This window comes from Nodosilinea sp. LEGE 06152 (genome assembly GCF_015207525.1).
Lineage (GTDB): Bacteria > Cyanobacteriota > Cyanobacteriia > Phormidesmidales > Phormidesmidaceae > Nodosilinea.
Window position 1 is genome coordinate 21329 of the sequence record NZ_JADEWR010000005.1, and the last position, 24603, is coordinate 45931.

The 24603-nt window shown below is 56.8% G+C and carries 24 protein-coding genes; 14 read left to right on the forward strand and 10 right to left on the reverse strand.

What is annotated here, in order from left to right; translation table 11 throughout:
- The first annotated feature begins 417 nt into the window (after positions 1–417).
- The 8 genes from IQ265_RS09320 to IQ265_RS09355 all read left to right on the forward strand — a co-directional run bounded on the left by IQ265_RS09320 (position 418) and on the right by IQ265_RS09355 (position 10053).
- Positions 418–741: a hypothetical protein gene (locus IQ265_RS09320; protein ID WP_194052703.1), complete on the forward strand. Its 324-nt coding sequence runs from the start codon at positions 418–420 to the stop codon at positions 739–741.
- Positions 742–878: 137 nt separating this feature from the next.
- Complete coding sequence (locus tag IQ265_RS09325) at positions 879–1520, forward strand: SH3 domain-containing protein (RefSeq protein WP_194052705.1); 642 nt, start codon at positions 879–881, stop codon at positions 1518–1520.
- A 111-nt stretch (positions 1521–1631) separates the two neighbouring features.
- Entirely contained in the window at positions 1632–2264 is a 633-nt protein-coding gene (locus tag IQ265_RS09330) for a hypothetical protein (RefSeq protein ID WP_194052707.1), read from the forward strand.
- Between the two features lie 112 nt (positions 2265–2376).
- A complete protein-coding gene (locus IQ265_RS09335; RefSeq protein ID WP_194052709.1) occupies positions 2377–2931 on the forward strand; it encodes a hypothetical protein in 555 nt (184 codons plus the stop codon).
- Between the two features lie 37 nt (positions 2932–2968).
- The gene (locus tag IQ265_RS09340; RefSeq protein WP_194052711.1) at positions 2969–4204 is read left to right on the forward strand and encodes a PrsW family glutamic-type intramembrane protease; all 1236 of its coding nucleotides are present in this window, start codon (positions 2969–2971) and stop codon (positions 4202–4204) included.
- 89 nt (positions 4205–4293) lie between these two features.
- Complete coding sequence (locus IQ265_RS09345) at positions 4294–6069, forward strand: mechanosensitive ion channel family protein (protein ID WP_228037742.1); 1776 nt, start codon at positions 4294–4296, stop codon at positions 6067–6069.
- A 400-nt stretch (positions 6070–6469) separates the two neighbouring features.
- Positions 6470–8020, forward strand: a complete 1551-nt coding sequence (locus IQ265_RS09350; RefSeq protein WP_194052713.1) for an amidase family protein — start codon at positions 6470–6472, stop codon at positions 8018–8020.
- 56 nt (positions 8021–8076) lie between these two features.
- Positions 8077–10053 (forward strand): alpha/beta fold hydrolase, encoded by a 1977-nt coding sequence (locus tag IQ265_RS09355; RefSeq protein ID WP_194052715.1) that lies wholly within the window; start codon positions 8077–8079, stop codon positions 10051–10053.
- A 640-nt stretch (positions 10054–10693) separates the two neighbouring features.
- Here the strand turns inward: IQ265_RS09355 and IQ265_RS09360 are convergent.
- Together IQ265_RS09360 and IQ265_RS09365 are read right to left on the reverse strand one after the other, a co-directional pair.
- The gene (locus IQ265_RS09360) at positions 10694–11233 is read right to left on the reverse strand and encodes a site-specific integrase (RefSeq protein WP_194052716.1); all 540 of its coding nucleotides are present in this window, start codon (positions 11231–11233) and stop codon (positions 10694–10696) included.
- A gap of 24 nt (positions 11234–11257) precedes the next feature.
- A protein-coding gene (locus IQ265_RS09365) for an IS1 family transposase (protein WP_194052070.1) occupies positions 11258–11960 on the reverse strand; the annotation gives its coding sequence in 2 pieces (ribosomal slippage) (positions 11258–11626 and positions 11628–11960; 702 coding nt in all).
- 29 nt (positions 11961–11989) lie between these two features.
- Here IQ265_RS09365 and IQ265_RS09370 point away from each other — a divergent pair.
- On the forward strand, positions 11990–12208 hold the full coding sequence (locus IQ265_RS09370; RefSeq protein ID WP_194052717.1) for a hypothetical protein: 219 nt from the start codon (positions 11990–11992) through the stop codon (positions 12206–12208).
- A 21-nt stretch (positions 12209–12229) separates the two neighbouring features.
- Here the strand turns inward: IQ265_RS09370 and IQ265_RS09375 are convergent, their stop codons facing one another.
- Together IQ265_RS09375 and IQ265_RS09380 are read right to left on the reverse strand one after the other, a co-directional pair.
- Entirely contained in the window at positions 12230–13609 is a 1380-nt protein-coding gene (locus tag IQ265_RS09375; RefSeq protein WP_194052720.1) for a carotenoid oxygenase family protein, read from the reverse strand.
- A 256-nt stretch (positions 13610–13865) separates the two neighbouring features.
- The gene (locus IQ265_RS09380) at positions 13866–14264 is read right to left on the reverse strand and encodes a hypothetical protein (protein WP_194052721.1); all 399 of its coding nucleotides are present in this window, start codon (positions 14262–14264) and stop codon (positions 13866–13868) included.
- A gap of 375 nt (positions 14265–14639) precedes the next feature.
- Here IQ265_RS09380 and IQ265_RS09385 point away from each other — a divergent pair, with 375 nt between their 5' ends.
- Both IQ265_RS09385 and IQ265_RS09390 read left to right on the forward strand, forming a co-directional pair.
- Positions 14640–15161: a hypothetical protein gene (locus IQ265_RS09385; protein WP_194052723.1), complete on the forward strand. Its 522-nt coding sequence runs from the start codon at positions 14640–14642 to the stop codon at positions 15159–15161.
- A gap of 443 nt (positions 15162–15604) precedes the next feature.
- Complete coding sequence (locus IQ265_RS09390) at positions 15605–16060, forward strand: N-acetyltransferase (protein WP_194052725.1); 456 nt, start codon at positions 15605–15607, stop codon at positions 16058–16060.
- Positions 16061–16423: 363 nt separating this feature from the next.
- Here IQ265_RS09390 and IQ265_RS09395 read toward each other — a convergent pair whose 3' ends face one another.
- The 5 genes from IQ265_RS09395 to IQ265_RS09415 all read right to left on the reverse strand — a co-directional run bounded on the left by IQ265_RS09395 (position 16424) and on the right by IQ265_RS09415 (position 20746).
- Positions 16424–17152 carry an alpha/beta hydrolase gene (locus IQ265_RS09395; protein ID WP_194052727.1) on the reverse strand — a complete coding sequence of 243 codons (729 nt, stop codon included), beginning with the start codon at positions 17150–17152 and terminating at the stop codon, positions 16424–16426.
- A gap of 124 nt (positions 17153–17276) precedes the next feature.
- The gene (locus IQ265_RS09400; protein WP_194052729.1) at positions 17277–18107 is read right to left on the reverse strand and encodes an oxidoreductase; all 831 of its coding nucleotides are present in this window, start codon (positions 18105–18107) and stop codon (positions 17277–17279) included.
- Between the two features lie 235 nt (positions 18108–18342).
- Positions 18343–18843, reverse strand: a complete 501-nt coding sequence (locus IQ265_RS09405; protein ID WP_194052731.1) for a cupin domain-containing protein — start codon at positions 18841–18843, stop codon at positions 18343–18345.
- Positions 18844–18867: 24 nt separating this feature from the next.
- Positions 18868–20361, reverse strand: coding sequence for an FAD-binding oxidoreductase (locus tag IQ265_RS09410; RefSeq protein WP_228037743.1), 1494 nt, complete (start codon positions 20359–20361; stop codon positions 18868–18870).
- Positions 20362–20557: 196 nt separating this feature from the next.
- Positions 20558–20746 carry a hypothetical protein gene (locus IQ265_RS09415; RefSeq protein WP_194052734.1) on the reverse strand — a complete coding sequence of 63 codons (189 nt, stop codon included), beginning with the start codon at positions 20744–20746 and terminating at the stop codon, positions 20558–20560.
- 186 nt (positions 20747–20932) lie between these two features.
- Here IQ265_RS09415 and IQ265_RS09420 point away from each other — a divergent pair, with 186 nt between their 5' ends.
- From IQ265_RS09420 to IQ265_RS09430, 3 genes are all read left to right on the forward strand, one after another.
- On the forward strand, positions 20933–21877 hold the full coding sequence (locus tag IQ265_RS09420) for an AraC family transcriptional regulator (protein WP_194052735.1): 945 nt from the start codon (positions 20933–20935) through the stop codon (positions 21875–21877).
- 196 nt (positions 21878–22073) lie between these two features.
- Positions 22074–22547 carry a hypothetical protein gene (locus IQ265_RS09425; protein ID WP_194052736.1) on the forward strand — a complete coding sequence of 158 codons (474 nt, stop codon included), beginning with the start codon at positions 22074–22076 and terminating at the stop codon, positions 22545–22547.
- 290 nt (positions 22548–22837) lie between these two features.
- Entirely contained in the window at positions 22838–23956 is a 1119-nt protein-coding gene (locus IQ265_RS09430; RefSeq protein ID WP_194052737.1) for a spore photoproduct lyase family protein, read from the forward strand.
- A 138-nt stretch (positions 23957–24094) separates the two neighbouring features.
- Here the strand turns inward: IQ265_RS09430 and IQ265_RS09435 are convergent, their stop codons facing one another.
- Positions 24095–24601 carry a 2'-5' RNA ligase family protein gene (locus tag IQ265_RS09435; RefSeq protein WP_194052738.1) on the reverse strand — a complete coding sequence of 169 codons (507 nt, stop codon included), beginning with the start codon at positions 24599–24601 and terminating at the stop codon, positions 24095–24097.
- Between the last annotated feature and the right edge of the window lie 2 nt (positions 24602–24603).

The following is a 24603-nucleotide window of genomic DNA, read 5'->3' on the forward strand; positions in this document are numbered from 1 at the left end:
TCTTTTAGGCGCTCAAATCTTTCTTATGAAAATCATATATTTCGTACTAAACGTGTACTTTTCAAAGGCGAAATAGCCATTTTCAAAGGGCTTTATGCAAACCACATTTTCTTCTGATCCCCTTTCGAAATCAGTTAGCCTAGCTGGAAAACATGATCTTTAAGCGACTCTTTAGATGTGTTGGAGAAAGCCGAACTTGCCTGATATACTCCACTTCAGTCTATTTATGGGGTGTTAGGCATTGTATCGTCTGCGCCAGTTGGTCTTTATGAAGTCCATTTTTTAATACCTACACTCAATCAAACTTAAAGCATTTGCGATCAGCGCCTGGGGATGTAGGTTCAATTTATGACATTCAAGCCTGTTCCTTTTAAATATCTCGCGGTTTTCCTCGGAGCTGCCTTAGTGGCAAGCTCTTTGGCAGCGCCGGCCCCGGCCCAAAATCGATCGGCTACGCCCTATTGCTTTGCGGTAAAAGATACCCTAAGCGTGTTTGCTCGACCGGCGAATAATGCCGCCACGGGCGATCGCTTCGCGGTGGGCGACATTGCCTACGCCACCACCAACCTGCCGACAGCGGTGGTGCAAGGGGGGCGATCGTTCATTGAGGTGGCGATCTACGGCGGCAACAAAGCCTGGGTGCCCCAGCGATCGACGGTCGATGGCGCACCCATTTTGGTGGACTTGTCTACCAACCAGTGCAGCAACCCCCCGGCCCACGCGGCGGGGGGACGGCGATAGGCCAAGGTTTGGGGGGCGGTGCCCACCCCTGTCCACCCCAGCAAGCTCTGATGCCCTTGCCCTGAGGAACGCCGTCAGAGCTCGGGTTGTGCAGTTTTGTCCGTTCCAGCTACCCAACTTATTCCGGTTAGAGAACCATGAGAATTCAAACTGTTTTACTGTCTGCAGTTACCTCGTTGGCGGCCCTGGGCCTGGGCCTGGCGGCTAAGGCCGATACGGTGCCCGCCCACTGCGACCTCTATGCCCCCGGCGAAGACTATGCCTACCTGTCGAGCAACTGCACCTTTTCCCAGCGGCAGGGGCACATCGGCATTCAGCTACAGAGCAACGGGGTGAGCTACGAGCTGGACCCGGTGCCCAACGCTGCCTCGGGCAACTTTAGAGACCAGCACGGCCAGGCGGTCTACCGCCAGAGCGGCCTGGGCAATGCAGGCACAATCTTTCAGTTCGTCGATGGCTCGCACCTCTGGGTCTACTGGGATACCAACACCTCCTACGGCACCGGGCCGGTGAGCCAGGGCACCGGGGGCACTCGCGTCGCCACGCTGGTGGCCCACGAACGCGGCTCTCAGATCAACCTGCGCAGTGAGGCCACTGTACGCTCCCGCGCCATCGGCTACGGCCTAGCCGGTGACCAGGTCAACATCCTCGAATGTGTGCAAGACCGCGACACCGCTGGCAGCAGCCTGAACTGGTGCCGGGTGCAGTTTTTGGTCTCTGGGGCAATCGGCTGGGTGCGCAGTGACTTCATCATCTTCCCCACCGACGGCGCGTTGTAGGTAACTCAGAAGCCCTGACCACCTGTAGGGCGGGCACCGCCCACCGTTCTTGAATCGGCCTGCCACCCTACCCCCCCTCATTTCACCATTCCTTCCTTTGCAAGATTGACCATGAAACCTCAAACCCTTTTGCTGGCAACGGCCCTCCTCTTGGGCGCATCGAGCGCTGGCCTGCCCGTCGCCGCCAACCAGACCCAAGCCGCGCCTCTACTGCTGGCCCAGTCCAGAGCGCCCCAGCGCACCTACATGACCCCCCAGCGCGACCCCAACCAAATCGCCGTAGACATCACCGACGCCGAATTTCGGGTCTACGGCATCATGCAGCGCAGCTACGGCAACTTCTACACCCTCACCACCCGGGGCGTGCAGATCACCTACAACCGCGACACAGGCAATGTGCTGGTGGTGAACTCGATGACAGGCACCGAGTTTTACAACTACACCTTCACCGAAGCGGGCCGGACTCCCAGCACCTCGGCGCGGACTGCCGCTGCCCCCTCAGCAACGCCCCGCACCAACCTGTCGCAAATTGCCGACAACCAGATCGCCGCCTACATCACCGAGGGTGAGTTCGTCTTCGACGGCATGCTCTACCGCACCTCGGGCAATAGCTTTATCGGCGAAGATGGCCGCGTGCGGGTGATGTACGACAAGGGAACCAGTCGCATGGTGATCATCAACGTGGTCACGGGCACGGAGTTCTACAACTACACCTACAGCATGGCCAACGAAGGCTCCCTGTAGGCGAGGATCCCCCCTGCCCCTCTTACAAAGGGGGATGCCGAGAGAGGCTTTTACTGCGAGTAACTGGGGGACCAATCTCGATCGGTACTAATAATCTTGATAGGTAATCTGTATGAAATTGCATCGAGTCATTGCTGGGGTGGTGAGTTCGCTGGTCATCGCAGCGACCTTTAGCGCCCAGGCTCAAAATGCTGGCGATTCTGTGCGTGAGCTTAACGATTTGGTGAACGTGCGCGGGCGCGATGGCGAAGTTCAATTGCAGCAGCGAGGCTATATCTATCGCTGGGCCGAGAGTTCCGACGATGCGGTCTATAGTTACTGGACTCAGTCGAGCACAGGGCAGTGCATTACGGTGAGAACCGAGCAGGGGCGCTACGTTTCTCTGGCCTATACCGGGGGCACGGCTGACTGCGATCGCGGCGATCCGCCCGCCGTGAGCAATACCGCTCCCCCCGCCCTGCAAGACATGGTGGGAGCCAGAGCCGGTCAAGCCGAGGCCGAATTGCAGCGGCGGGGGTATAGCTATCGCCGCAACGAGCGCATATCCAATGCTGCCGTTGCCTCATTTTGGATTGAGGGCAACTCGGGGCGGTGTGTTGAAGTTGTCACCTCAGATGGCCGCTACCAGAACATCTATTACGTAGATTGGCACCACTGCGAGAACTAGCTGGATCGGTACTCTTTGTTCCCATTCTCAGGCACGTATGACCTTATCCAACAGAGCCAGTCTGCTGTACGGCTCGCCTTTAAATAAACCCCGCAACGCCGCCTTTCTGGTCGTTGTTCTACTGGTGCTGATTATCATCAGCGCGTCATCGTTTATCCAAGAATTTTCGGCTGTAACCCAGGGTGGTTTTCGGGTCTTTTTCATCGCTCTGGCGGGGGCAGCTTTGCTGTCGCTTGTGCCCCTGGCGATTGTGTGGTTTCTCGATCGCCGCGAGCCCGAGTCGAAATGGTTCTACGCGATCGCCCTGCTGTGGGGCGGGCTAATTGCCACCGGAGTGGCACTGCCGATCAACACCTACCTCCTCACCACCATCACCGGTTTTATCGATCTGCATCCCGCCCTTCAGACCATTTTTGGCTCCGATGCTGGGAGGGTTTTGGGCGCTCCCGTGGCCGGGCCTCTGGTGGAAGAAACCACCAAAGGCCTGGGCGTGCTGCTGCTGTTTTGGCTGCTGCGGGCTGAGTTTGACAATGTTCGCGACGGCTTCATCTACGGCGCGCTAGTCGGCATTGGGTTTAACCTGTGCGAAGCGCCTCTGTACGTGCTGATAGGGTTTGCCGCCGACGGAGACGTGCCGCTGTATCTTCAGCTCGGGGATCGCTTCTCTCTGTTTGGCCTGGCGGGGCATGGGCTCTTCACCGGGCTCTTTGGCCTGGGGCTGGGGCTAGCTCGGCAGACCACTCGTCGCTGGCTGCGCTACGCGGCTCCTGTGGGGGGCTGGCTGCTGGGGTTTTCGGCGCATTTCCTCAACAATGGCATTGGTCTGATGGTGCTCTTGTTTGTTTTTCTCACCACTGGGCAGCCGGTAACCCAAGCCTCAACGCCCGAAGTGGCCCCTCAGATGGTTGAACCCTTCTTCCACGTGTGGATCATCCATAGTGCCTGGAGATTAATTGGCTTTTTCCCATTTTTCCTCATTGTTGGAGTGATGCTGTGGCAGAGCGGCATCTGGGAGCGGCAGGTGATTTGTGAAGAGCTGGCCGATGAGGGCGAACCTGTGATTTTGCCAGAAGAGTATGAAGCGGTGAAGGGCGATCGCATATTCAAAACGCGGTCTATTCCCCACCTCAATCGCCGCACATCCGCGGCGATTGTGCGGGCGCAGGATGAGCTGGCGATTCGCAAGTGGCGGGTCAGGCAGGCGGGTCAATCGGTGGAAAGCGACCCTCTGGTGGCCTCCTGGCGGAGCGAGCTGGCGCGGCTGCGGAGCTAGCGCGTTTGAAGCCCTGCAGCGCTTTTTCCGAGGCAATCGCCCTTGCTCCCAGCGGTTTAGTATTTAGGGGCTCACCCTTTCCATTCCCTATGGTTCGGTGTCATCGATGCTTTCGCTCAACGGTGCGGCTGGCACTGCTCGGCTTCATGACCGTTGCCCTGGTGCTGGGCAGCGGAGCGATCGCCCACAGCCAGCTACCCTCGCTGCCGACCGCTAACTCCAGCGCGTTTAGTCCGCCCGACGGGGTCAGCCGCCACGGCGAATACGAAACCGCCTCTATTCGATCGCCCCTCGATCGGCGGGAGTTGTTTGAGGTCACGTCCCCGACGGTTTTGAATCGCGATCGCGTTCCCGAAGGACTGCTGCCAGTTGAGGTGCGCGCCGAGGAAGTGAATGAGCGCCTGTGGCGGCTGTTTTATCGCGCCTATGCCAGTGAGCCATCAGCCCAGCCACCGGTCGTGACGATTGCCACCCTCAGCAACCAGCCGATCATTCAGGCGAGCGATGACCAGTCCTCTCGCCCCATCCGGCTGGTGACCGTGACCGAGCCCGATGCCGACTTCAACGGCAAAACCCTAGACGAACTCGCCCAGGAGTGGCAGACCATTCTTCAGGCTGAGATCGTCCGCTTTAGAGAGCTAGGCAGCCCAGAGGTGATTGCTCAGCGCATCGGGCAGGCTCTGCAAATTTTGCTGGGGCTGCTGCTGGCCAGCGCGGCGATCTGGTGGTTGCGCCGCCGGTTGACCCGCCGACAGCAAACCCTGGAAAGCCGGTATCAGGAGCAGCTAGCGGCCATCGCCGTCGGCCCATCGCCGCCAGACCCAGAGGACGGGGAGGCGATCGCCAGGGCTACACTGCGATCGCAAGTTCTCGCCAGGGTGCAGCACTCGCTCAGCGTGCAGCGGCAGTTAGAAATCGGCAAGTTTCTAACGTGGCTGCTGTTCTGGGTTTTGATTGTGATGTGGTACGTCGGCATTGCCCGCATCTTGTCCACAGTGCCCCTCTTGATGCGGTGGAGCCTTTACGCCTGGACAACGCCGTTAGTCTTGATGGCCCTCTGGTTTGGCATCAGTTTAGCCATTCGCATCAGCAGCAGCCTAATCAACCGCCTGACCCACTCCTGGAAAACTAGCCCCTACCTGGTGTTGGGCGAAGCCGAGCGGATTTCCCTGCGAGCCACCACCATCTCCAACGCCCTCAAGGGGTTGACAACCTCGGTGCTGGTGATCATCGGCATCATTTGGACCCTCAGCCTGTTTAACATTCCCACCGGCTCAATTTTGGCAGGGGGCGCGGTGATTGGTCTGGCCGTGTCCTTTGGCTCCCAGAGTTTGGTCAAAGACCTGGTCAACGGCTGCTTGATCTTGATTGAAGATCAGTTTGCCGTGGGCGATGTGGTGCAGATTGGCGAGAGGAGTGGCCTGGTCGAAAACCTCAACCTGCGCGTGACGCAGCTGCGCAACAGCGAGGGGCAGCTGATCACGATTCCCAACAGCACCATCACCGATGTCAGCAACCTGACGCGCCTGTGGTCGCGGGTCGATTTTTCGGTGGTGGCGGCCTACGAGAACGACCCGAAACAGGTGCTCAGCGTTTTGCAGCAGGTGTGTGACCAGCTCTACCGGGAGCCGGAATGGCGCGATCGCTTGCCAGAACCACCTACAGTCCTAGGCGTTGATGATTTGTCCCACACCGGCATGCTGGTCCGCGTTTGGCTCAAGACTGCACCTATGCAGCAGTGGATCGTTGGGCGCGAGTTCCGGCTACGGGTGCGTCAAGCCTTTGAGACAAACAACATTCAGATCGGCAAGCCACAAACAGTTAACTACAACACGGGCTTAGCGGATGTAACGCCCCACAACTAGCTAGTGAATGGCAGAACCATGAGTCGGTTGCAAAGGGAAACCCCCAGTGAAACAACTCTGCTACTACTTAACCCCCACATCCCTGAGTTTCACCGACGCTACTCCGTTGGCATTCCATGACTAAGTGTGCCCCTGCTAGCCAATGCCCTCACCCTTACCTCTTCTTACATTCAGCCCCTATGAAACTGCTTCGTCGCATTTTACCGCTGGCCCTAGCCGCGATCGCCCTCGCTCTATCCACCCACGTCGTCGCTGTTCCCCCNGTCYCYYRWASRCYNTCYCCGMGCCYAYSMSACNNAKYTYMSSMTCTCRKAWSCCGWCTWCWNCTWGMAARMRMMWGCGAGACTTCAGCCCCTTTAAGCCAGCCCTGGCAAACCTCTCCGCTGAGCGGCGCAGCACCATGGATGCCCTGGTGCTAGAAGCGACCATTCCCCAATTGCAGCAACTCATGGCCAGCGGCGACCTCTCCGCCGAGGAACTGGTGGTCTACTACCTCGATCGCATCCAGCGCTACGACGTCAACCAGCTCAACTCGGTGATGGAGCTGAACCCAAATGCTCTGGCGATCGCCCGCAATCTCGATGCAGAACGAGCCGAAGGCAATCTGTGGGGGGCGATGCACGGCATCCCGGTGTTGGTCAAAGACAACATCACCACGGGCGACCAGATGCACACCACCGCCGGAGCCTATGCTCTGAAAGATTGGCGGGGCGATCGCGATGCCCAGTTGGTCAAAAACCTGCGCAATGCCGGAGCCGTCATTCTCGGCAAGGCCAACCTGTCGGAATGGGCCAACTATGTAGACCCCGCTATGCCCAGTGGTTTTAGTGCACTGGGTGGACAAACCCGCCACCCCTACGGCCCCTTTGACCCGCTCGGCTCTAGCTCTGGCTCTGCTGTGTCGGTAGCGGCCAACCTCACCGCCGTCAGCGTTGGCAGCGAAACCCAGGGCTCGATCCTCAAACCAGCGGCCACCAATAATGTCGTTGGGCTAAAACCCACCCACGGCCTGGTCAGCGGCGACTACGTCATTCCCCTGGTGGACTGGATGGATGTGCCGGGGCCAATTGGGCGACATGTCGTTGATGTGGCCACCCTGCTCACGGCCCTCACCCACACCAACGAAGGGGCGGAGGAAAGCCCCGATCCCGATGTGGCGGAGCTGCAAAGCGAAGACTTTACCCGGTTTCTGGATCTGGAGCAGGCCAGGCAACGGCGGGTGGGCGTAGCCGTGACCTCAGAGGCGACGTTCGCCCAGCTAGAAGCCTTCCTTGCTAACCCGCCCGCAGACCTGCCAGCGAATGTGCAAACGGCTCTGCCGAATGTTATCAAAGTGCTTCAGACGAGCAATCAAGCAGCCAAAGCGGCGATCGCCGCCCTCACCCAGCAGGGCATCACCGCTGTCGAGCTGGATAACGCCGCCGTGCCCCGCGCACCGGATGCCAACGCCGCCCTGCCCCCCGGCTTCAAAGCATCCCTAAATGCCTTTTTGCCCACCCTGCCCAACCCACCCGTCGCCGCCCTGATCGATGTGGTGTCTTTCAACTACGCCGACCCCGCCAACCGCATTCCCTATGGGCAAGACGACCTGATCAACGCCCAGCGCAGCGACAGCCCCTCTGCTGCCTACACCACCCTGCGCGAAACCCACCAAACCACCGCCCGCACTGACCTCAATAAAGTCTTTGCCGATGCGGGTATTGATGTCTTGATTGCCGAAACCCAAGCCTACGCCCCCGCTGGCTATCCGGCGCTGACCGTCCCCATCGGCTTTGCGGAGACGGGCGAACCCCTGGGCATTTTCCTAATCGGCAAAGCCCTCAGCGAACCCGATCTGCTGGCGGTGGGCTATGCGATCGAGCAAGCTACCCAAATCCGCCAGCCCCCCGATCTGGACAAGACCCTAGCCACATTCACCAACCTCCACCACGCCACACCCAGCCCCCAATAACCCACCCCACTGCCAAAAATTCAAAATTCAAAACTCTCCCCCGACTCCCGACCCCCATGAAACACCTAACCCGCACCCTCTCCCTCCCCCTTCTCACCCTCGCCGCTGCCCTCGTCGCCCAAATTCCCGCCCTGGCCCAAACCCCGCGCTACCCCACCGTTATCCCCTGCCCCACTGTGCTACCCCCCAACGAAATTGAGGGCAAAACCATCACCTGTGGCGTGTTCACCGTGCCCGAAAACTATGCCGAGCCCAACGGTCGCCAGATCGACCTCACCTATGCAGTACTTCACAGCCACAGCCTTTCCCCCGCTCCCGACCCGGTGATGGATCTGCGCGGCGGGCCGGGGGGCAGCACCCTGGAGTCGAACTCGTTAGGAACGCGGGCGAAAATCTACGAGCCCCTGCGCCAGACCCGCGACATTGTTGTACTCGACCAGCGGGGTACCCAGTTCTCCAATCGGCTGGGCTGTGCCCCGGTGGGGCTGGTGACCTACAAGCTGCTTTTAAATCCCGATAGCGAGTACGCGGGCCTGCTCGATCCGCTGATCGAACAGATGCGATCGCGCTTTCCCGATGCCCCCGACAACCAAGTCCAAGCCTATGCCTTCTTCGATCTCTGTGCCCGCATTCTAGAAAACCAGGGCAACGACCTCAGCAATTACAACACCCCCAACAGCGCCCAGGACGTAGTGAACCTGACCGCCGCCCTGGGCTACGACAAAATCAACCTCTACGGCATTTCCTACGGCACCTACCTGGCCCAGCGAATTATGGCCAACCACCCCGACCGAGTGCGCAGCGTGGTGCTCGACTCGACGGTGCCCATGCAGGCCAACAAGTATGAAGCGATCGTCCGCGACCTGGAGGTCAGCTTCCTCAACCTGGTCGAAGACTGCGAGGCCGAGGCCGCCTGCGGTGCCGCCTACCCCAACCTCCGCGATCGCACCGTCGCCCTGCTTAACCAGCTCGATCAAGCGCCCCTGCCCCTGGCAGAACCGATTACGCCCCTAGAACGCACCACCCCCATCGAGCAGGTCACCGCCGCCGATTTTGCCACGCTGATTGAGCTGATGAATCACCACCCCGGCCAGATTGCCCCCTACCTGCCGCTAACTGTTCAAGAGCTAGAGCAGGGCATCACCACCACCTTTGCCGGGGTGATCACCGGGGCACTGTTCAGTAGCACGGCCAACTCACCAACCTTTGAATCTTCGCCCGAGGCCTACCGCCTGCAAGCGCGAGATTTTGAGGCCAAGGCGGAGGATATTCTGCGAGCCAGGGCGACCGCTGCCGAAACCAGCCGCCCCGCCAGCCAATGGGTACAGCAGATCGAAGCCATTGCCGACACCCTGCCCGAAGCCGAGAATACCCTGCTGATGGTCAACCTCATGGGGGTGGGCTATCAGCAGGCCCCCCGCAACCGCCAGACCCTGATCGACTTTGTAGCCGAAGAATTTGAAGGCGACAACGCCGCCACCCTCACCGCTGCCGTCAACGCGATGTCTGAGGTGGAGGTTCGCCATATCTACGACGTGGTATCGGCCCTTACCGACTCGGCGCTTGCCATTGATGCCGAGATCACCTCAGGGATGTTTCGCAGTGTAGACTGCCGCGAACTGGTGCCCTTTAGCAACCCGGCCCAAACCCAGGCCAACTACGCGGCTATGCTCATGCCCCAGCTCGGCACCGGGCGGGTAGTGGCGGCCCAACAAGCCTACGAAGTCTGCTCCTTCTGGCCCGTAGAGGCAGCCCCCGCCAGCGAACACGCCCCCATTAACAGCAGCATTCCTACCCTGGTGCTGCAAGGCCGCTATGATGTGCAAACCAACACCGAAATGGGCATCGGGGTAATGGAAGGCCTCCGCAACGGCACCTTTGTGGAGCTTTCCAGCACGGGCCACGGGGCGATCGTCGCCTCCCAGTGCGCCAAAGACATCGGCGTGGCCTTTGTGAATGACCCGGAGCGCACGCCGGATACGAGCTGCACCGCTGGGCTATTCCCTAACTTTGTGATGCCACCTGCTGATTAGCTTGGGAGTGAGTAGCGATAGGTCATCTCTAATATCAGAGACGGCCTATCGGAGGCCGTAGTGGACAAGGAAGGGCTTGAAAAGCCTATCGATCGCCTGATGCCTGAACCGATTGCTCTAGGCTGGTTCCGACTAGCGATTGCGCGTATAGCCGAATAGAGCGTATAGGATCGGCATCTACTCAGCGTAATATTCTAAAAAATCAAGGGTTCTGAAAAATCTCAAGCTCCAGCTTGGGATTAGTTCCCAATCAGATTGCATAGTTGCCCGCGCCGCAACTACTCCACGGTTAGATCTGTGTGAAAGCCCTCTCCATACAAGGCATTCAAGGCAATTGAGGGACTTGGCTGTGACTTTATAGAGAACGGCAAAATCAGGCTTTGAGACAACTGGCACAGAGCAGCACAGGCCAAATCAAGTCCATTTCTCAGCGCTACTGGTATAGAGCACATTTGCTTACAGACTATGAAAAGAATTCTCATGTGATCTTTTCCTGGCTGAGCTTCTGTTGCGTCGGCTGTGAGCCTGGTAGGGGCGATCGCTGGTGGGGGCGATCGCAAGGAGACTAGGCCAAGCAGTTTCGCCGAGGCCAGCACAGCAATGCCCACTAGCTGGAGTAGGTCAAAGCCCAACCAGTGCTCTACAGCTGCGAGATCGCCTCCACCTTCTCCTCCTCCGACACATCGAGGTATCGCTGCAGCGCCGCCATCGACGACCACCCGCCCAGATCTTGAATTGCCTTCAGCCGCACCCCCGCCTTATCCAACCGCGTTGCCCAGGTGCGCCGGTTGCTGTGGGTGCTGTAGCCGCGCAGACCGAGACGGTCGCACGCCTTTCGCAACGCAAGATCGCACGCCTGCCGCGTAATCGGCCCCTCTCCACTCCGCCCCGGAAACAGATAGCCCCGACTGGGTAAATCCGCCGCCGCCAGCACCGCTTTTAGCTTGGGATGAATCGGCACCGCTCGCGTGCGTTTCGTCTTCGTCGTCGCCTTGCGCAGCACGATCGTCTCCCCCACCACATCCTCCGCCCGTAGCTGCCGTGCCTCACTCACCCGGCAGCCCGTGTAGTAGCAGATCGAAAACAGCGAGCGCATCTTTGGGCTCAGCTCCCCCATCACCTGCTCGAACTGGTCCGCCGACCAAATTTCCGCCTGGTCATGGCGATCGCGCTTCGGCATCTCTATACCCTCGGCGTTGCTGAATCAAGAGATGAACCTTGACGGGACTGGCACATCGCCGAACTTGAGGTAGTGAAGTAACAAGCGAACAGAGTGAGCCAGCATTTCTACGGTCTTGGAGTAGCAGAGCGTTTTGCGGTGCAGACGGGCTAGATAGTGCCGTAATCGAGTGTTCTCTCCTTCAACCCGAGTCATATAGGTTTTGCTGACAATCTGATCGCCTGCTGGAATAAAGCTGGGATACACCGTCCATCCATCGGTGACATAGAAGTAACACTGCCAGCTGCCAACCAGGGTCCAAAGCGGTTGAAACGTCTCGGCACTATGGTCGCCTAAGACCCAACCCAAGATTCCTTTTTTGAAGTGGTCAACGGCTGTCCACAGCCAAATCTTGTTTTTTTGAGCCTACAAAGGTTTCCAACTCGTCGAGTTCGCCGACCTCTGGCGTCGTTTCAGGGGCGTAAGCATCGGGGAGGCGTTCGCCCACTTGCTTCACCCAAGTAATGACCGTCGTATGGTGCACCCCTTTGACTCGCTCTATCGCTCGAAACCCAGCGCCGTTAACGTACATCTTGAGGCATTCGCGTCTGACCTCATCCGAGTACCCTCGGTGAGGCTCATAGGCCTCAATAAACTGACGACCGCAGGCTACACAGATGTGGTTTTGTTTACCTTTCCGCTTGCCATTCTTACGGATGTGAGTGGCTCCACATTCTGGACATTGCATCGCAGATCACCCTAACTCATCTCTCAATTATGCAACGCCGCTTCTTTTTGGGGCTAGGAGCCACCTGTTTGTGGTTGCAGTCTACGGATGCCTTTACCGTCCTCGGGGTGGCTTCGTTAGTGGCTGCGGCCGTGCGGTTGATATCGAGCATCGCTGACCACAGCGTTACCCTCAAAAATATTGGCGGTGTGGTGGCAGAAGCCTGCTTGGGGACTCTGTTTTTGCTGAGCTGGATGTGGCAGTCCTGAGCCGAAACCAGCTCATTAGCCCTAGGGAAGTGAGACCCAAGTGCCATGAAAGCCATAGGGAACCCGCTGCGGCATTTGAATGCGGGCAATGGGTTCATCCGTCATCGCTTGCGTGCTGACGACGACTAACTCAGATGCATCCTGCGCTTCATCGTGCACAAAGGTCATCAACCAGCCATCATCCTCGGCGGTTGCGTCTGGTCGCAGTACGAAAACCCCTTCGCCGCCATAACGTTCGGCTCCAAACGAGTGAACCTGAACGCTTCCGTTGTCCAAATCAAACTTCAGTAACCCATCAAACTTCGGCATCGGGGTAGGCGTACTCTTACCAGCGTAACCATAGCGGGACTGCCGCCCCAAATACTGCTCATTAATGCGGGGAAACTCGCAGGCGCGATCGTCGAGAGCCTGTTCTCGCACAGCGCCTGTCTTCAGGTTAAACCGCCATTGGTGGAGCAAAGGCACGTCGCTGCCAACTTGGCGATTGTCTCCCTCGTGGGCATCAGGAGACGCCCCCAAAACGTTGGTGCTGCCCGTGCGACAAGCGATTAAAACAATGTCATCCCCATCCTCATAGGCATTTAGGGTATGGAAGACATAGCAGCTGGGTGCTTCAAACCAGCGAATCGTCCCGTTATCGCCATGGCGAGGCAGAATTCCAAATCGACTGGGGCGATCGCGCTCGAAGGCAAAGGCCGGTTCTCCCCGCTGTAGCCGCTCCAAGCGGAAGGTGAGGGGCAAATCCATGAACAGGGTGTAGTGCTCTGTGATGGCAAAGTCATGCATCATCACCCCGACCGGCAGATCGATTGGGACTGTTCGCAACAGGTCTCCCTCTGCCGATACGACACTGTATTTGACGTAGGGTGGTTGGGCTAGCGAATACCCAAAGAACATCATTTCCCCGGTTACCGGATCTACTTTAGGATGGGCCGTCACAGGAGAGGCCAGCTTGCCGTTGAAGGTGTGGGCACCAATTGTTTCTAGCCCGGGCACATCAATCGCGTGGGGTTCTCCCCCTTCCCAAAGCGCCAACAGGCGATCTCGATGCCATACGAGTGCTGTATTGGCCACGTTTTTGAAGCCTGCCTGGGACGGTTGGAGCAATCCGCCAAACACGGCCTGCCCTGCCTGTCGCTCTTGTTCAAACCCCTGCGTCCGAATATATCGATTGCGGTAGCTCGCTTTGCCGTCTTGGATGTGAACGCCGTGCAGCATGCCATCCCCATCGAACCAGTGGTAAAGCCCCAAGGGTGAAAACTGAGGATTGGGACCATTGCGAACAAACATGCCCCTCAGTTCGGCTGGTAACTCGCCAACGACAGGCAATTCATCGACCGTTAACTCTGTCTCGACAGGGGCAAAGTTACCCGTGAGGTAGGGGTTGAGGGTGGTTGTCATAGGACCAGTAGATTGACGAGCAGCGGGAGCCGTTCATGGTTTTGTGGGATAGCTGTCTTGGCTGTCCCACTAAGACAGGTAGGATGCCCATTCCACATCACCATCATCAGGACAAGTAGGCGATCTCACGCTCAAGGTAGCTGATATTTAAGTAGAACTGGCTAACAACTCTAGGGGCGATCGCTTCTTGAGATGGGGGCACCCTGATGGACGAGAGCGCTACCGACTGTAGTAGATAGACAACTTGGTATAGTCCCTACAGGCACCGCTGCCCCGTGGGGGCTTGTTTTTGGGTCAGTGTGACGTCGTTGACCGCCATTGAGCGCTTTTCCCCGCCATAGCTCTCTGCCTCTGTCTTCCCGTGCGTCATGGGGCGACACCGAGCGGCAAATAGCGCAGCAGCCTCAGCGGCGAGGGTAGCTACGCCCAGAAGGGCTACGCGTCCGAACCGTTCAGACACTACGCCATCCCTAGCGGGGTGAAATGCCCCTAAACTCCATTCACCAAGCGGTTTAGCAATTTCGTCATCGCGATCGCACCGGCTCGTCCTTTCCCACTGGGGCACGGTCGGCCCAAGGCTGCACGATGATTCACGATGCCAGCAGAAAGCCCCCAGCAGCTGCCAAGGGCTGATGTGAAATTTCATTGGGGCCATTGTGCCTCAAGCCTGGCCCTAGCCTTGTCCTCGGTTGGTAGTCGCGATCGCATGGTGCGGACTCATAGCATTTTGATACCTCGTTGGTGTGATCTAACCTGAACTATCCCATCGACCTGGCCACGGAGCTGGTGAAGGGCTGCCCGTTTTTTACCCAACCCTTGGCGTACTGTGTGGCCTTTCCGTGCAGCCCCTAAGTAGGGGCGTAGCACTGGCGGCCTATCCAAAACTATCCCTGCGTGTGGGCAAAAATAGGCCGCCCCGTTAGGTGTCGGCTGTGGGTCACGTTGGTTCACGTTGGCCTGGCTCCATCACCTCAAGCTGTTGAAGCTCAAAAAGCATGGGCGCACAGCAAGAGCATGTTTCGCTACGGCTTTGACTATCCTAGAAACATCGTGCTTAATCTTGAACAAAAAACCGATGAGTTTCTCCACGTCTTACAGTTTGTGTCCGGTACTTAGGTTAGCTCGAATTTTTTCCATCACAGCAGCCTTAACCACAATCGCGACCACTACCGCTCAAGCAATTCCGGTTCCACCTCGCACCGAAAGCTTGACGGCGATTGGAGGTCAAATTACCGAAATCCAAGCTGTCCGCATCCCCGTTGCCGATAATGTCACGGGATCAGAGACGCGGGTTTCGCTTCAGTTCACCCTGAATGGCTGCCTCGACTCACTACTGCCCGTTTTGTCGTACAGCGAAGTGATCGGACGCCGCGCCACTATCTATGTGACTGCACTGAATGCCAACAACCCTGAATCCGCCTTCACCAACTGTGTCGTCAGCCCGCAAGCGACGGCACAAGTTAGCGTCCCTGGAATTTTTCAGCCGCAACAGGTGCGCGTCGTATTCCTAGGCGCGCCACCAGAAGCGCAAGTTGTGCGCGGTCAAAGGTAATCTTTGAGTCAGCAAATGTCAGGAAGCTGGGCGGTTCCTTTTTTGCGCTAACTATTGCAGAACATTCTTGAATAATTGCCTGCGCGCGCAGCTAGCCGTTCCGGCTTGCCTCACACCTATACTCACAGGAGGCCCTGGCGTAGCTAAGTGGTAATTGTCCAACGCCGGGGTGGACAAGTATTGGAACGTTTCACGAAAGAGCCGCCGAGGGGGATTGGGATGCTGGTTGCAGCGCGGGCAGCTAAACAGGACTCAGAGATTACCCCCAATTGCCAGGGCTTTATACTGAAATTCTCCACATAAAATCCCGTATTCGGCATTTAGGCTGACATTTGTCTGCCTAAACACTCCCACAGGGATGTTAGATAGACAAATTTCCACCTAACATCATGTGTGTGGGCATTAGGCAGAATTGTTCCCTCTGATTAAGAGTTAGGTACCGTATGCGGATCCGAGAGTACGAGCCGTCTGACTGGCCGCAGCTATGTGAGATCCATGACGAAGCTCGCAGGCAAGAACTCGAGGCGAGCGGGTTGCTGGAAGCGTTTCTCACGCTTGAGCAAACGGCAGAGGGAGAGGGCCTGTTCGATGGCAAAGTGTATGTCGCGGAAGCGGAAGGTGTTCCTGTAGGCTTCATAGCAATCGCCGAAGGTGAAATCACGTGGCTCTACGTCAGCCCGCAGCATCAGCGTTGTGGCATCGCAAGGCGGCTAGTGCGCGAGGCCGTCGCTTGTGCAGGTGGTCCGGTCTCTCTTGATGTTCTCGAAGGCAACGAGGCCGCGCTAAAGTTGTACCTTAGCGAAGGGTTTGAAGTGGTGAAGCGCGTTTCTGGTCGCCTGGCGGGAAACGAGGCGTTCGCTGCTACGGGCCTTGTTTTACGTCACCACGGCGTTGCCTAACCCCCCATTGAGTGGCTGACCGGTCGCTGCCGCTCATGTCGAGCGTTAGACCTCCTGCAATCAACCGGTTTCCTGAAACATCGACTTTGAATGGGCAGAATGACACGGCTAGGAGGTAGCTGAGGCGACTATCAATCAATCCGAGTGCCCAATGGCTTCAACCTGCTGAGGGCTTGTGGGTTGATGTAGTTGCCTGCACGCACAGCTAGCTAGCCGTTCTAAGTTGCCTAACGCTTATACCTACAGGAGGCCCTGGCTTAGCTGAGTGGTAATTGTCCAGCTCTGCACTGAACAATTTTTGGCACCTTTCTCAAAAGAGATACCTAGAGGGATTCAAACGTTTTTGTGGCGCAGCCAGCTTTTCTATTCTGCGATCGCAGCGTGCTCGATGAGTCTAGCGACGGCGTCTGGATGGGACACCATCACGACATGAGACGCGCCACTGACAACTACCGTTTCCTTCGAGTTAGCACGCTCCGCCATAAACGAGAGGGCTGCCTCTGGAATATTTAAGTCGCGATCGCCATAGATGAACCAGGACGGGATGGACTGCCAGGCGGGTGTACCAGAAGCTTCGTTAAGAGCAGCCTCCGTAATGGGTCGCTGAGTACTAGCCATCAGCTGTGCAGCGGCGGCCGGCACATCTGCCGCGAACTGGGCGTGGAACTTGTCTTGCTGAATATAGAGATCTTTACCACCATCTGGTGTGGCAACAGGTGGCGCGAGCGCTGGTCCAAGCGTGCTGCCAGGATAACGCCCAGAGAGTTCGACGGCGCTCTCGCCGGTATCTGGAGCGAAAGCCGCAATATAGACAAGTGCCTTCACGTTCTCGTTGCCATTGGCTGCGTTAGTGATCACTGCACCGCCATAGGAGTGTCCGACTAGAACTATAGGCCCCTCGATGCTCTTGAGAATACTGACAACATAGTCTGCGTCGCTTTTCACGCCCCGTAGAGGGTTGGCTGCAGCAACCGTCGGGTGACCCGTCTCGTTTAGTTGAGTCAAGACGCCATTCCAGCTAGACGACTCAGCAAATGCCCCGTGAACCAGAACGATAGTAGGTTTGATGTTTTGTGCGCTTGTGGTGCTCATGACAGTTCCTAATAAAATGAGTGATTGCTAAAAGCTGTGCCTCAAGTCCTCGGTAGAATGTCAGGCCGCTACCGAGAACTTGAAAGCATTCATTCGTTATCCATCCTTCACTCGCCTGCGGCCCCTATCTGTAATCAGTAGATTCAGCTAGAGCGCGCCACTGTGCCGTTTCTTGCTCGACATAAGCGTTTTTCTGGGCAATGGCTCGAAGGGTGTCTGTGCCGAGGGGTAACCGTAGTGGTGGCGTGTCAGCATTAGCGAGCTGAAGCATTGCCTGGGCCAGCTTGACCGGGTCTCCCGGTTGCTGGTAGCTCAGCTCAGAGGCGATTTGACGAACCCTACCGACCGTGTCTGCGTAATCAGGGATCTCGGTAGCGGTGCGCTGGAGCGAGCTGCCGTCAAGGAAACCGGTGCGGAAGTATCCTGGCTCGACCACAGTGGCATGGATGCCTAGAGGAGCCAATTCATCATGCAGCGCTTCGGTAATGCCTTCAACGGCAAACTTGGTTGAGGAATAGACGCCCCACCCTGGTGTGGAGCGATAGCCGCCAATCGACGATAGGTTGATGATGTGCCCAGAGCGGCGCTGGCGCATACTGGGCAACACCGCGCGGATCACGTTCAATAGCCCGAAGACATTCGTCCGATAGACCCGCTCAACCTCCTGGGCACTGGTCTCTTCGACGCCGCCGAGGATGCCGAAGCCAGCATTGTTGACCAACACATCAATCTGCCCAAAACGCTCGAGTGCTGTTGCAACGGCCGCTTGCACCTGAGCCTCATCGGTAACATCGAGGCTCAGCGTCAACACATTGGGGTTCGACTCAAATTGCTCCAGGTCAGCCTTCTTGCGAGACGTTGCAACCAGTTGGTCCCCTGCTGCCAAAACAGCTTTGGCGATTTCGGCACCAATTCCGCGAGAAGCACCCGTAACGAACCATGTTTTCTGAGTCATCGGTCTATCTCCTTTATTGCCTTATCCTTTCACTGCCTTTGTGGCATGGGTTCATAGTAGGTTTTGCGGCAAAGGTTCTAAATACACAGACCTCGCAGATCATTGCCTAATTTTCTCAACCAGAAAGTAGTGCCCAACAGCATCCGCTAGAGTAAGGTCGTCAAACGCTGAGCGGGGATGTCTACGACACACCGCTCAGCATTTGAGAGGACGACAAACCCTTAAAGGTCAGAATTTATGCCGGTTCAGCAGCAGCGTTGGCAAACGGGGCTTGAACAGCAAGGGGCGCTCCAACGATCCATGTGTCGTGCTGGCGGGCAAGATCTGTCCAGCCTTCGGGCGGCGTTTGACCGATTAGGGGAAAGAAGTCGTCGATGCCACCCGGCACGAAGGTGAAGAGCATCCGGGCTGTTCCGGGACCAAGATTGATCCATCCATGCACGCTGCTGCGGGGAACCACAACCGATGTTCCGGGGCCGACCTCAAACTCTTCGCCTTCGCAGTGAAAGCGAAATCTACCCTCAAGGACTTCAAAGATCTCTTCCCGATCTTGGTGGTAGTGGAGCGGCGGCCCCATAAACGGTGGAACACGTACTTCGAGGATGGTGAAAGCCCCGCCGACATTCTTGCTATGTACGCGGATCGCCATCCGCTCGCCAGGGACCGTATCAAACCAATCGAGGTTCTCGCTGCGTCTAACACTTGCAGCGTTGCTTTGACTAAATTGAGTACTCATTGTTTTAGGGGGGTAAAGGTCGTGCTATGAGCCCACTGGCTCAGCGAGTAGCGCTAGGGTAGCGGTGGGCTTGATGTTCTGATTGCGATGAAACAGATTGGTCGGGTCATACTGGTTCTTGAGCGCTACCAGCCGTGCGTAGGTGTCAGGTGGGTAGACCTCACGAATCCGCTCCCCCTCGTCTGCCAGGAAACCTACATAGGCACCGTTAGCGTAGGGTAAGAGCGCCCGGAAGACGCGCTGGGTGCGGGCATCAAGACTGGTCGCATCCGCTGATAGCGGGGCGAAATGGGAGACTAGCACCATGCCCTGCTTATCACGGTGAGCAAAGGCCGTCGCATCTGCCCTGACCCGGCTCATCGCACCACCTAGGACCCTCAGGGTGACTAGCGTTTCAGGAGACACGACTGAGTGAGAGGCTTCAACGAGCGTGTGTATCATCTCGTCTGAGAAAGTCTCGAAGAATTGCGATCGCGAATGATGCTGAAAGCCAGGGATCTCCCCAACGGCTGTGAGCGCAAACATAGCCGAATAGGGCATGGGCGCAATCAGGTCGGCGATCGGGGTAGCCAGCTGACGCAGGGGCGCGACAACCCGCTCGCCCTCGCTGATGTCCCCGGTGTAGCAGACCATAATCCCGACGACCGGGGTTCCCTGCTTGTCGGGGGGAATGAAGGGAGCAGGCGGTGCCAGCATGAACAAAACTTCGGTGGAAAGTTCATCGGGTGCTGCCGCTGCCAGACGGGTATACTCCCGCAGGATGCGCTCTGCCTCAGTTGCCTCATAAAAAACGGCACCGCCCAGGATAGCGCCACCTGGATGCAGGTTGACCTCGAAGGCAGTTGCAATGCCAAAGTTGCCGCCCCCGCCGCGCAGCCCCCAAAACAGTTCAGGATGCGCGTCCGCACTGGCACGCACTAGTTGTCCATCCGCTGTAACCACCTCCACGGCTTGCAGGCGATCGATGGTTAAACCGTAGGCGCGTACCATCCAACCGATGCCGCCGCCCAGCAGCAAACCACCCACACCCACAGAGGCAACATCCCCTGCCGTTATGGCCAGCCCAAGGGGCTGAAGCTCTTTAGCAACTTCACCCCAGGTCAGACCGGGTTCCAGACGGGCTGTCTGACGGACCAGGTCAATCGTTATCGCCTTCATCTGGGAGAGATCGATTACCAGCCCACCGGTATTGGTGCCGTGCCCGGCTGCACTGTGCCCACCGCTGCGCACAGAGAGCGTCATTGCATACGCGCGGGCAACATTGACGATAGTTCTGACATCCTCCGCATCCACGCAGCGCGCGATCGCAGCGGGATAACTATCAAAGCTACCATTCCACACTTTTCGCCCTGCTTCATAAGCAGGGTTGCCAGGCAGAATGAGTTCACCCCGGATCTTCGAGGCGAGTATCTCAATCGCTTCTCTGTAGTCAGGTTGATTCTTCTGTAGAGATGTGATTTGAACATCAGTTTGTCCATTTTGCTCGTATTGAGCAGTTTCTTGATATTGTTCTGGCATTAGTTATTTCCTTGCATTGTTTAGAGACAGTAAGAGCACTCCTATTAATCAATAAGCTGTGTCATAAACAGCCGTTGATTCACCCCAATACATGCCGCATTCACCGTGCTTTGCTATAGCGCGCTTAACGCCGCTATCAGTGGTGATTGCTTGTTCAGTAAAAGACTAGAAATGCCGAAACAAATCCGCAGAGACTCTACATCTGAGCCTTAACGGTGATGCCTACGCTAAGCTTTGGCATGTTGAAGTTTGACTCGAATCGATGCAAAGTATTCTGTTCGTAAGCAGTCGCCGTTAACCAATTCGCTGCTGCCAAAATGGCGGTTATGATTCCGGCTTCAATTCCACGATAAGCACCTGGAATAAGCCCTGTTTTCTGAGTCATTGGTCTATCTCCTTTATTGCCTTATCCTTTCATTGCCTTTCGGGCATGGATTTATAGTAGGCTTTGATAGAAGGACCCTGAGTACATAAATCTCGCAGATCATTGCCTAATTTTCTCAAGCAAGAAGATGGTGCTTAAAAGAACCCTCTATAATAGTTGCAGCGAAACGATGGAAGGTCTAACAATATGTCCCTAAGCGGAGAACTCAGCATAGTAGATGAGCCCTCAACGCGCGAGACCACAATTGATGCGTGTCAAGAACTGGCGAAATTAGTGGCCCGCCACACGGAGGGTAAGGGAGACGGTATTCATGCAACGGCGATCGCTCAGCTAGAGCTTATGCGAGAATCGGTGGCTCCTACAGCACTTTGCTCTGTGTACGAACCGACGCTCTGCATCATTCTTCAGGGTAGAAAAGAGACCTTGCTGGGCAAGGAAACCTATCGCTATGGTACGGCTCAATATATCGTGGTCACGGTCGATCTGCCGCTCAGTGGAAATATTGTCGAGGCGACGCCAGATAAGCCGTATCTATGCTTTAAGCTCAGCCTCGACGCAACTCAGCTCTGGGATATTATCGATCAGATCCAGCGCAGTTCGGATAAACAAGAGGGTTCAGCGAGAGGCTTGTTTGTAAGCGATGCCAATGCCCCGTTGATGGATTGTGCCACCCGGCTTACGCGGCTTTTAGATACACCCGAGGATATTCCATTCCTGGCACCGATGATCATTCGCGAAATCTATTACCGTCTTCTGATGGGTGACCAGAGCGAGGCGGTTTGGCAGATTGCCACCTCTGGCAGCCACATGCAGCGCATTGCCGAGGTGATTAAACAGATCAAAGCTGAGTTTACAAAGACATTGCGCGTTGATGACTTGGCAGAGCAGGCAAGTATGTCGTCTGCCTCGTTCCATCGGCACTTCAAGGCCGTGACCTCAATGAGCCCGCTGCAATATCAGAAGCAGCTGAGACTACTCGAAGCCCGTCGCCTGATGCTGGCTGAAGACGCGGATGCAACCTACGCGGCGTATCAGGTTGGCTATGAGAGCCCGTCTCAGTTCAGCCGCGAATATTCCCGCATGTTTGGTACCCCGCCGAAGCGGGATGTTGAGCGTTTACGAATTGCCTAGGGTGGTCAGAGTAGAGGTGTATGCCGGAACCTCATCTACCCTGCCGGTGGCTCTGGCTCTGGAGCTGCGATCGCGCCCTCAGCCCGCCGTTTGGCGCTAGCCCTCACTAAACGACCTGCACATCGGCCTAGCGGCAATAGACATACGCAGCGCAGATGCTTACGATCTGCAGTAGCGACTCTAAAACTCACGCCCAATGCCCCCAACCCTGAATGAACCCCTTTCCCTCGAGATTTTTGAACAGATCAAAAGCAAAGCAGGCGCTCCCTTTGACAACACCCATCGAGCTGTGCTGACACTGACCGGAGCGACCTACGTCCAGGGGTTTGTGGTTTTGAATAACGGGCAGTATGAGCCTATCGAACACGCCTGGATTGAGCTGGGTGACGATATTATCGACCCGACGCTACCGCATATAAATAAGGCCCGGCAAGAAATCTACTACTTTCCCGCCCAAAGCCTGAGCATCAAGGCCTTAAAAGCCTCCGTTGAAGAGGCTCGGGAAGATTACCCAGAGGATCCTCCGCTGCCGATTTACGGTGCTCCGCCCTACGAGTATTACGGTGACGTGATGCTAGGGGGAAAAGACTACGTGAATGCTTATCAAGCCGCCGAATTAAAGAGCAGAGAACTCAAGGCCGCTAGAGCAGAACGCCAACAACAACCCTGACCGATCTGCCGGAAGATTGTGACGTTGCTAAGGCGGGGGCAATCTCTCTATTAGGAAGGCCGCAACGCGCTGGTGCAAGAGTACGATACGCTTCCACAGCAAATTTGAGGCTTCAAGGGCCTATAGGTGGCAACATCGCCGCGATCGCAGTCACCGCCTTCTCAAGCAGCGGCAGCGGGGCTCGATGCGGCGAGGCCCGAATTAACCTGGTACGTAACTTCCCCCCTCAATGGGCGGTTCTCTTTCCCCGACAACGCCTTCGCCTGAACTTACCCTGAAAGAGTATAAGGATGAAGGTACCTCCTTTGACGACGACATCGCTTCAATCTCCCTCCGTCCGATCGAATGACCTTGCTCGGCTACTGAACATTCAAGAGATTTACTACGAACCGGCTGCGCTGGATTATCCTCGCGGGCAGGAAATTCTCGCCAAATATCCCGACACCCAATTGATCGAGGTTGCTTCTCACTGGAACATTCCGGACCTCCACGGCAACGAAGGCTCCGTGGAGGATTGGAACCGCATCAAGCGCACGGTGCTGGTGCTGGGGGTGAAGAAGTCACTGCAAGCGCGTCCCAACTGCCGCAGTTCCGACTTTGTGGCCCCGTCCCACGCCAATGGGTGCGCGATGGCCTGTGCCTACTGCTATGTGGCCCGCCGCAAGGGTTTTGCAAACCCGATTACGACCTTTGTCAACATTGAGCAGAACCTGCGCTATCTCAGCCGCCACGCCGGACGGCAGGGCACGAAGCCAGAACCCAATCAGGTTGACCCTAGGTACTGGGTTTACGAGATTGGCGAGAACAGCGATTGTTCGGTCGATGCTGCCCTCTGCGACAATGTGAAAGACCTGATTACGCTATTTCGCGATCTGCCCAACGCGAAGGCTACCTTTGCGACCAAGCGCGTCAATCGTGAGCTTTTGACCTATGACCCGCAGGGCAAAACCCGCATTCGCTTTAGCCTAATGCCCCAGTCTAAAGCTTCGGTGGTCGATATCCGGACGTCGCCAATCAGCGATCGCATTGCCGCCATCAACGACTTTGTCGATGCCGGATACGAAGTGCACGTCAACTTCGCTCCAGTAATCTATTACGAGAACTGGCTGGCCGATTACCAGCAGTTGTTTGCAGAGATCGACGATACCCTCTCGCCCCAGGCCAAGGAGCAGTTGCAGGCAGAGGTCATTTTCCTGACCCACAACGATCGCCTGCACGAGGTCAATTTGGGCTGGCATCCCCAGGCAGAAGACTTGCTGTGGCAACCTGGTTTACAGGAAACCAAGTTCTCTCAGACCGGTGGCAAGAATGTGCGCTACAAGCGAGGCCTGAAGGGCACGCTGGTCGATGGGCTACGGGAGTTGTTGGCGCAGCAGTTGCCCTACTGCAACATCCGCTACGCCTTTTAGAACCAAGGGCGTGTCATCAATTTCGGCTAAAGTTCTGATGCCATTAGCATTGCCACGCCCGACCCAAAAACACCCTAGGGGCAACCCCTGATCCTTGAATCATCAGCGGCTAATTGGTGGCAGCCCCTAGGGCGTGAGTTATTGGGCGAAGCAAAATTCCCTGGCTAATTCCCACGGTCCCCTGTGGTAGTACCACAGCGACAAACCTTCGCCCCATCCCGCCATGGGTTGCCATTGCGCGTCCAGCTCTGCGTAGAGCTGGCGGGCGGTTTCGGGGTTCACTTTGTTTTGGATGGTGATGTGTGGGCGATAGCCCTGGCGGTCTTGGGGAATGAGCCATGCGTCCCAGGTGGTGGCCAGGGTTTTGTGTAATTGCATCAGCTCAGGAGAACTAACGCTGATGGCGACTCCGTTGCCCAGCAACCGAAGCGAGGGCAAGGAAAAAGGAAAGTGCTTTGTCTGAGCGCACAGGGTTTCTAGGCTGTGGGCAATAGCCGATTCGCGATCGCCCGGCAGTTGGTGAAACAAAATAATGTGGGCAGGAACGACATTCCGCTCCGGAGGAAAGTACTGCCGACGTAACCTGTTTGCTCGCTCAAACGTAGATTGGTCTAACTTCAACGTCAAAATTAGAGAAGTACCCATCA

Bases quoted from the DNA above. Each gene is read 5' to 3' on its own strand.
- IQ265_RS09325 (WP_194052705.1), top strand. From the start codon at position 879: ATGAGAATTCAAACTGTTTTACTGTCTGCAGTTACCTCGTTGGCGGCC.
- IQ265_RS09330 (WP_194052707.1), top strand. From the start codon at position 1,632: ATGAAACCTCAAACCCTTTTGCTGGCAACGGCCCTCCTCTTGGGCGCA.
- IQ265_RS09335 (WP_194052709.1), top strand. From the start codon at position 2,377: ATGAAATTGCATCGAGTCATTGCTGGGGTGGTGAGTTCGCTGGTCATC.
- IQ265_RS09340 (WP_194052711.1), top strand. From the start codon at position 2,969: ATGACCTTATCCAACAGAGCCAGTCTGCTGTACGGCTCGCCTTTAAAT.
- IQ265_RS09345 (WP_228037742.1), top strand. From the start codon at position 4,294: ATGGTTCGGTGTCATCGATGCTTTCGCTCAACGGTGCGGCTGGCACTG.
- IQ265_RS09350 (WP_194052713.1), top strand. From the start codon at position 6,470: ATGGATGCCCTGGTGCTAGAAGCGACCATTCCCCAATTGCAGCAACTC.
- IQ265_RS09355 (WP_194052715.1), top strand. From the start codon at position 8,077: ATGAAACACCTAACCCGCACCCTCTCCCTCCCCCTTCTCACCCTCGCC.
- IQ265_RS09360 (WP_194052716.1), bottom strand. From the start codon at position 11,233: ATGCCGAAGCGCGATCGCCATGACCAGGCGGAAATTTGGTCGGCGGAC.
- IQ265_RS09370 (WP_194052717.1), top strand. From the start codon at position 11,990: ATGCAACGCCGCTTCTTTTTGGGGCTAGGAGCCACCTGTTTGTGGTTG.
- IQ265_RS09375 (WP_194052720.1), bottom strand. From the start codon at position 13,609: ATGACAACCACCCTCAACCCCTACCTCACGGGTAACTTTGCCCCTGTC.
- IQ265_RS09380 (WP_194052721.1), bottom strand. From the start codon at position 14,264: ATGGCCCCAATGAAATTTCACATCAGCCCTTGGCAGCTGCTGGGGGCT.
- IQ265_RS09390 (WP_194052725.1), top strand. From the start codon at position 15,605: ATGCGGATCCGAGAGTACGAGCCGTCTGACTGGCCGCAGCTATGTGAG.
- IQ265_RS09395 (WP_194052727.1), bottom strand. From the start codon at position 17,152: ATGAGCACCACAAGCGCACAAAACATCAAACCTACTATCGTTCTGGTT.
- IQ265_RS09400 (WP_194052729.1), bottom strand. From the start codon at position 18,107: ATGACTCAGAAAACATGGTTCGTTACGGGTGCTTCTCGCGGAATTGGT.
- IQ265_RS09405 (WP_194052731.1), bottom strand. From the start codon at position 18,843: ATGAGTACTCAATTTAGTCAAAGCAACGCTGCAAGTGTTAGACGCAGC.
- IQ265_RS09410 (WP_228037743.1), bottom strand. From the start codon at position 20,361: ATGCCAGAACAATATCAAGAAACTGCTCAATACGAGCAAAATGGACAA.
- IQ265_RS09415 (WP_194052734.1), bottom strand. From the start codon at position 20,746: ATGACTCAGAAAACAGGGCTTATTCCAGGTGCTTATCGTGGAATTGAA.
- IQ265_RS09420 (WP_194052735.1), top strand. From the start codon at position 20,933: ATGTCCCTAAGCGGAGAACTCAGCATAGTAGATGAGCCCTCAACGCGC.
- IQ265_RS09425 (WP_194052736.1), top strand. From the start codon at position 22,074: ATGCCCCCAACCCTGAATGAACCCCTTTCCCTCGAGATTTTTGAACAG.
- IQ265_RS09430 (WP_194052737.1), top strand. From the start codon at position 22,838: ATGAAGGTACCTCCTTTGACGACGACATCGCTTCAATCTCCCTCCGTC.
- IQ265_RS09435 (WP_194052738.1), bottom strand. From the start codon at position 24,601: ATGGGTACTTCTCTAATTTTGACGTTGAAGTTAGACCAATCTACGTTT.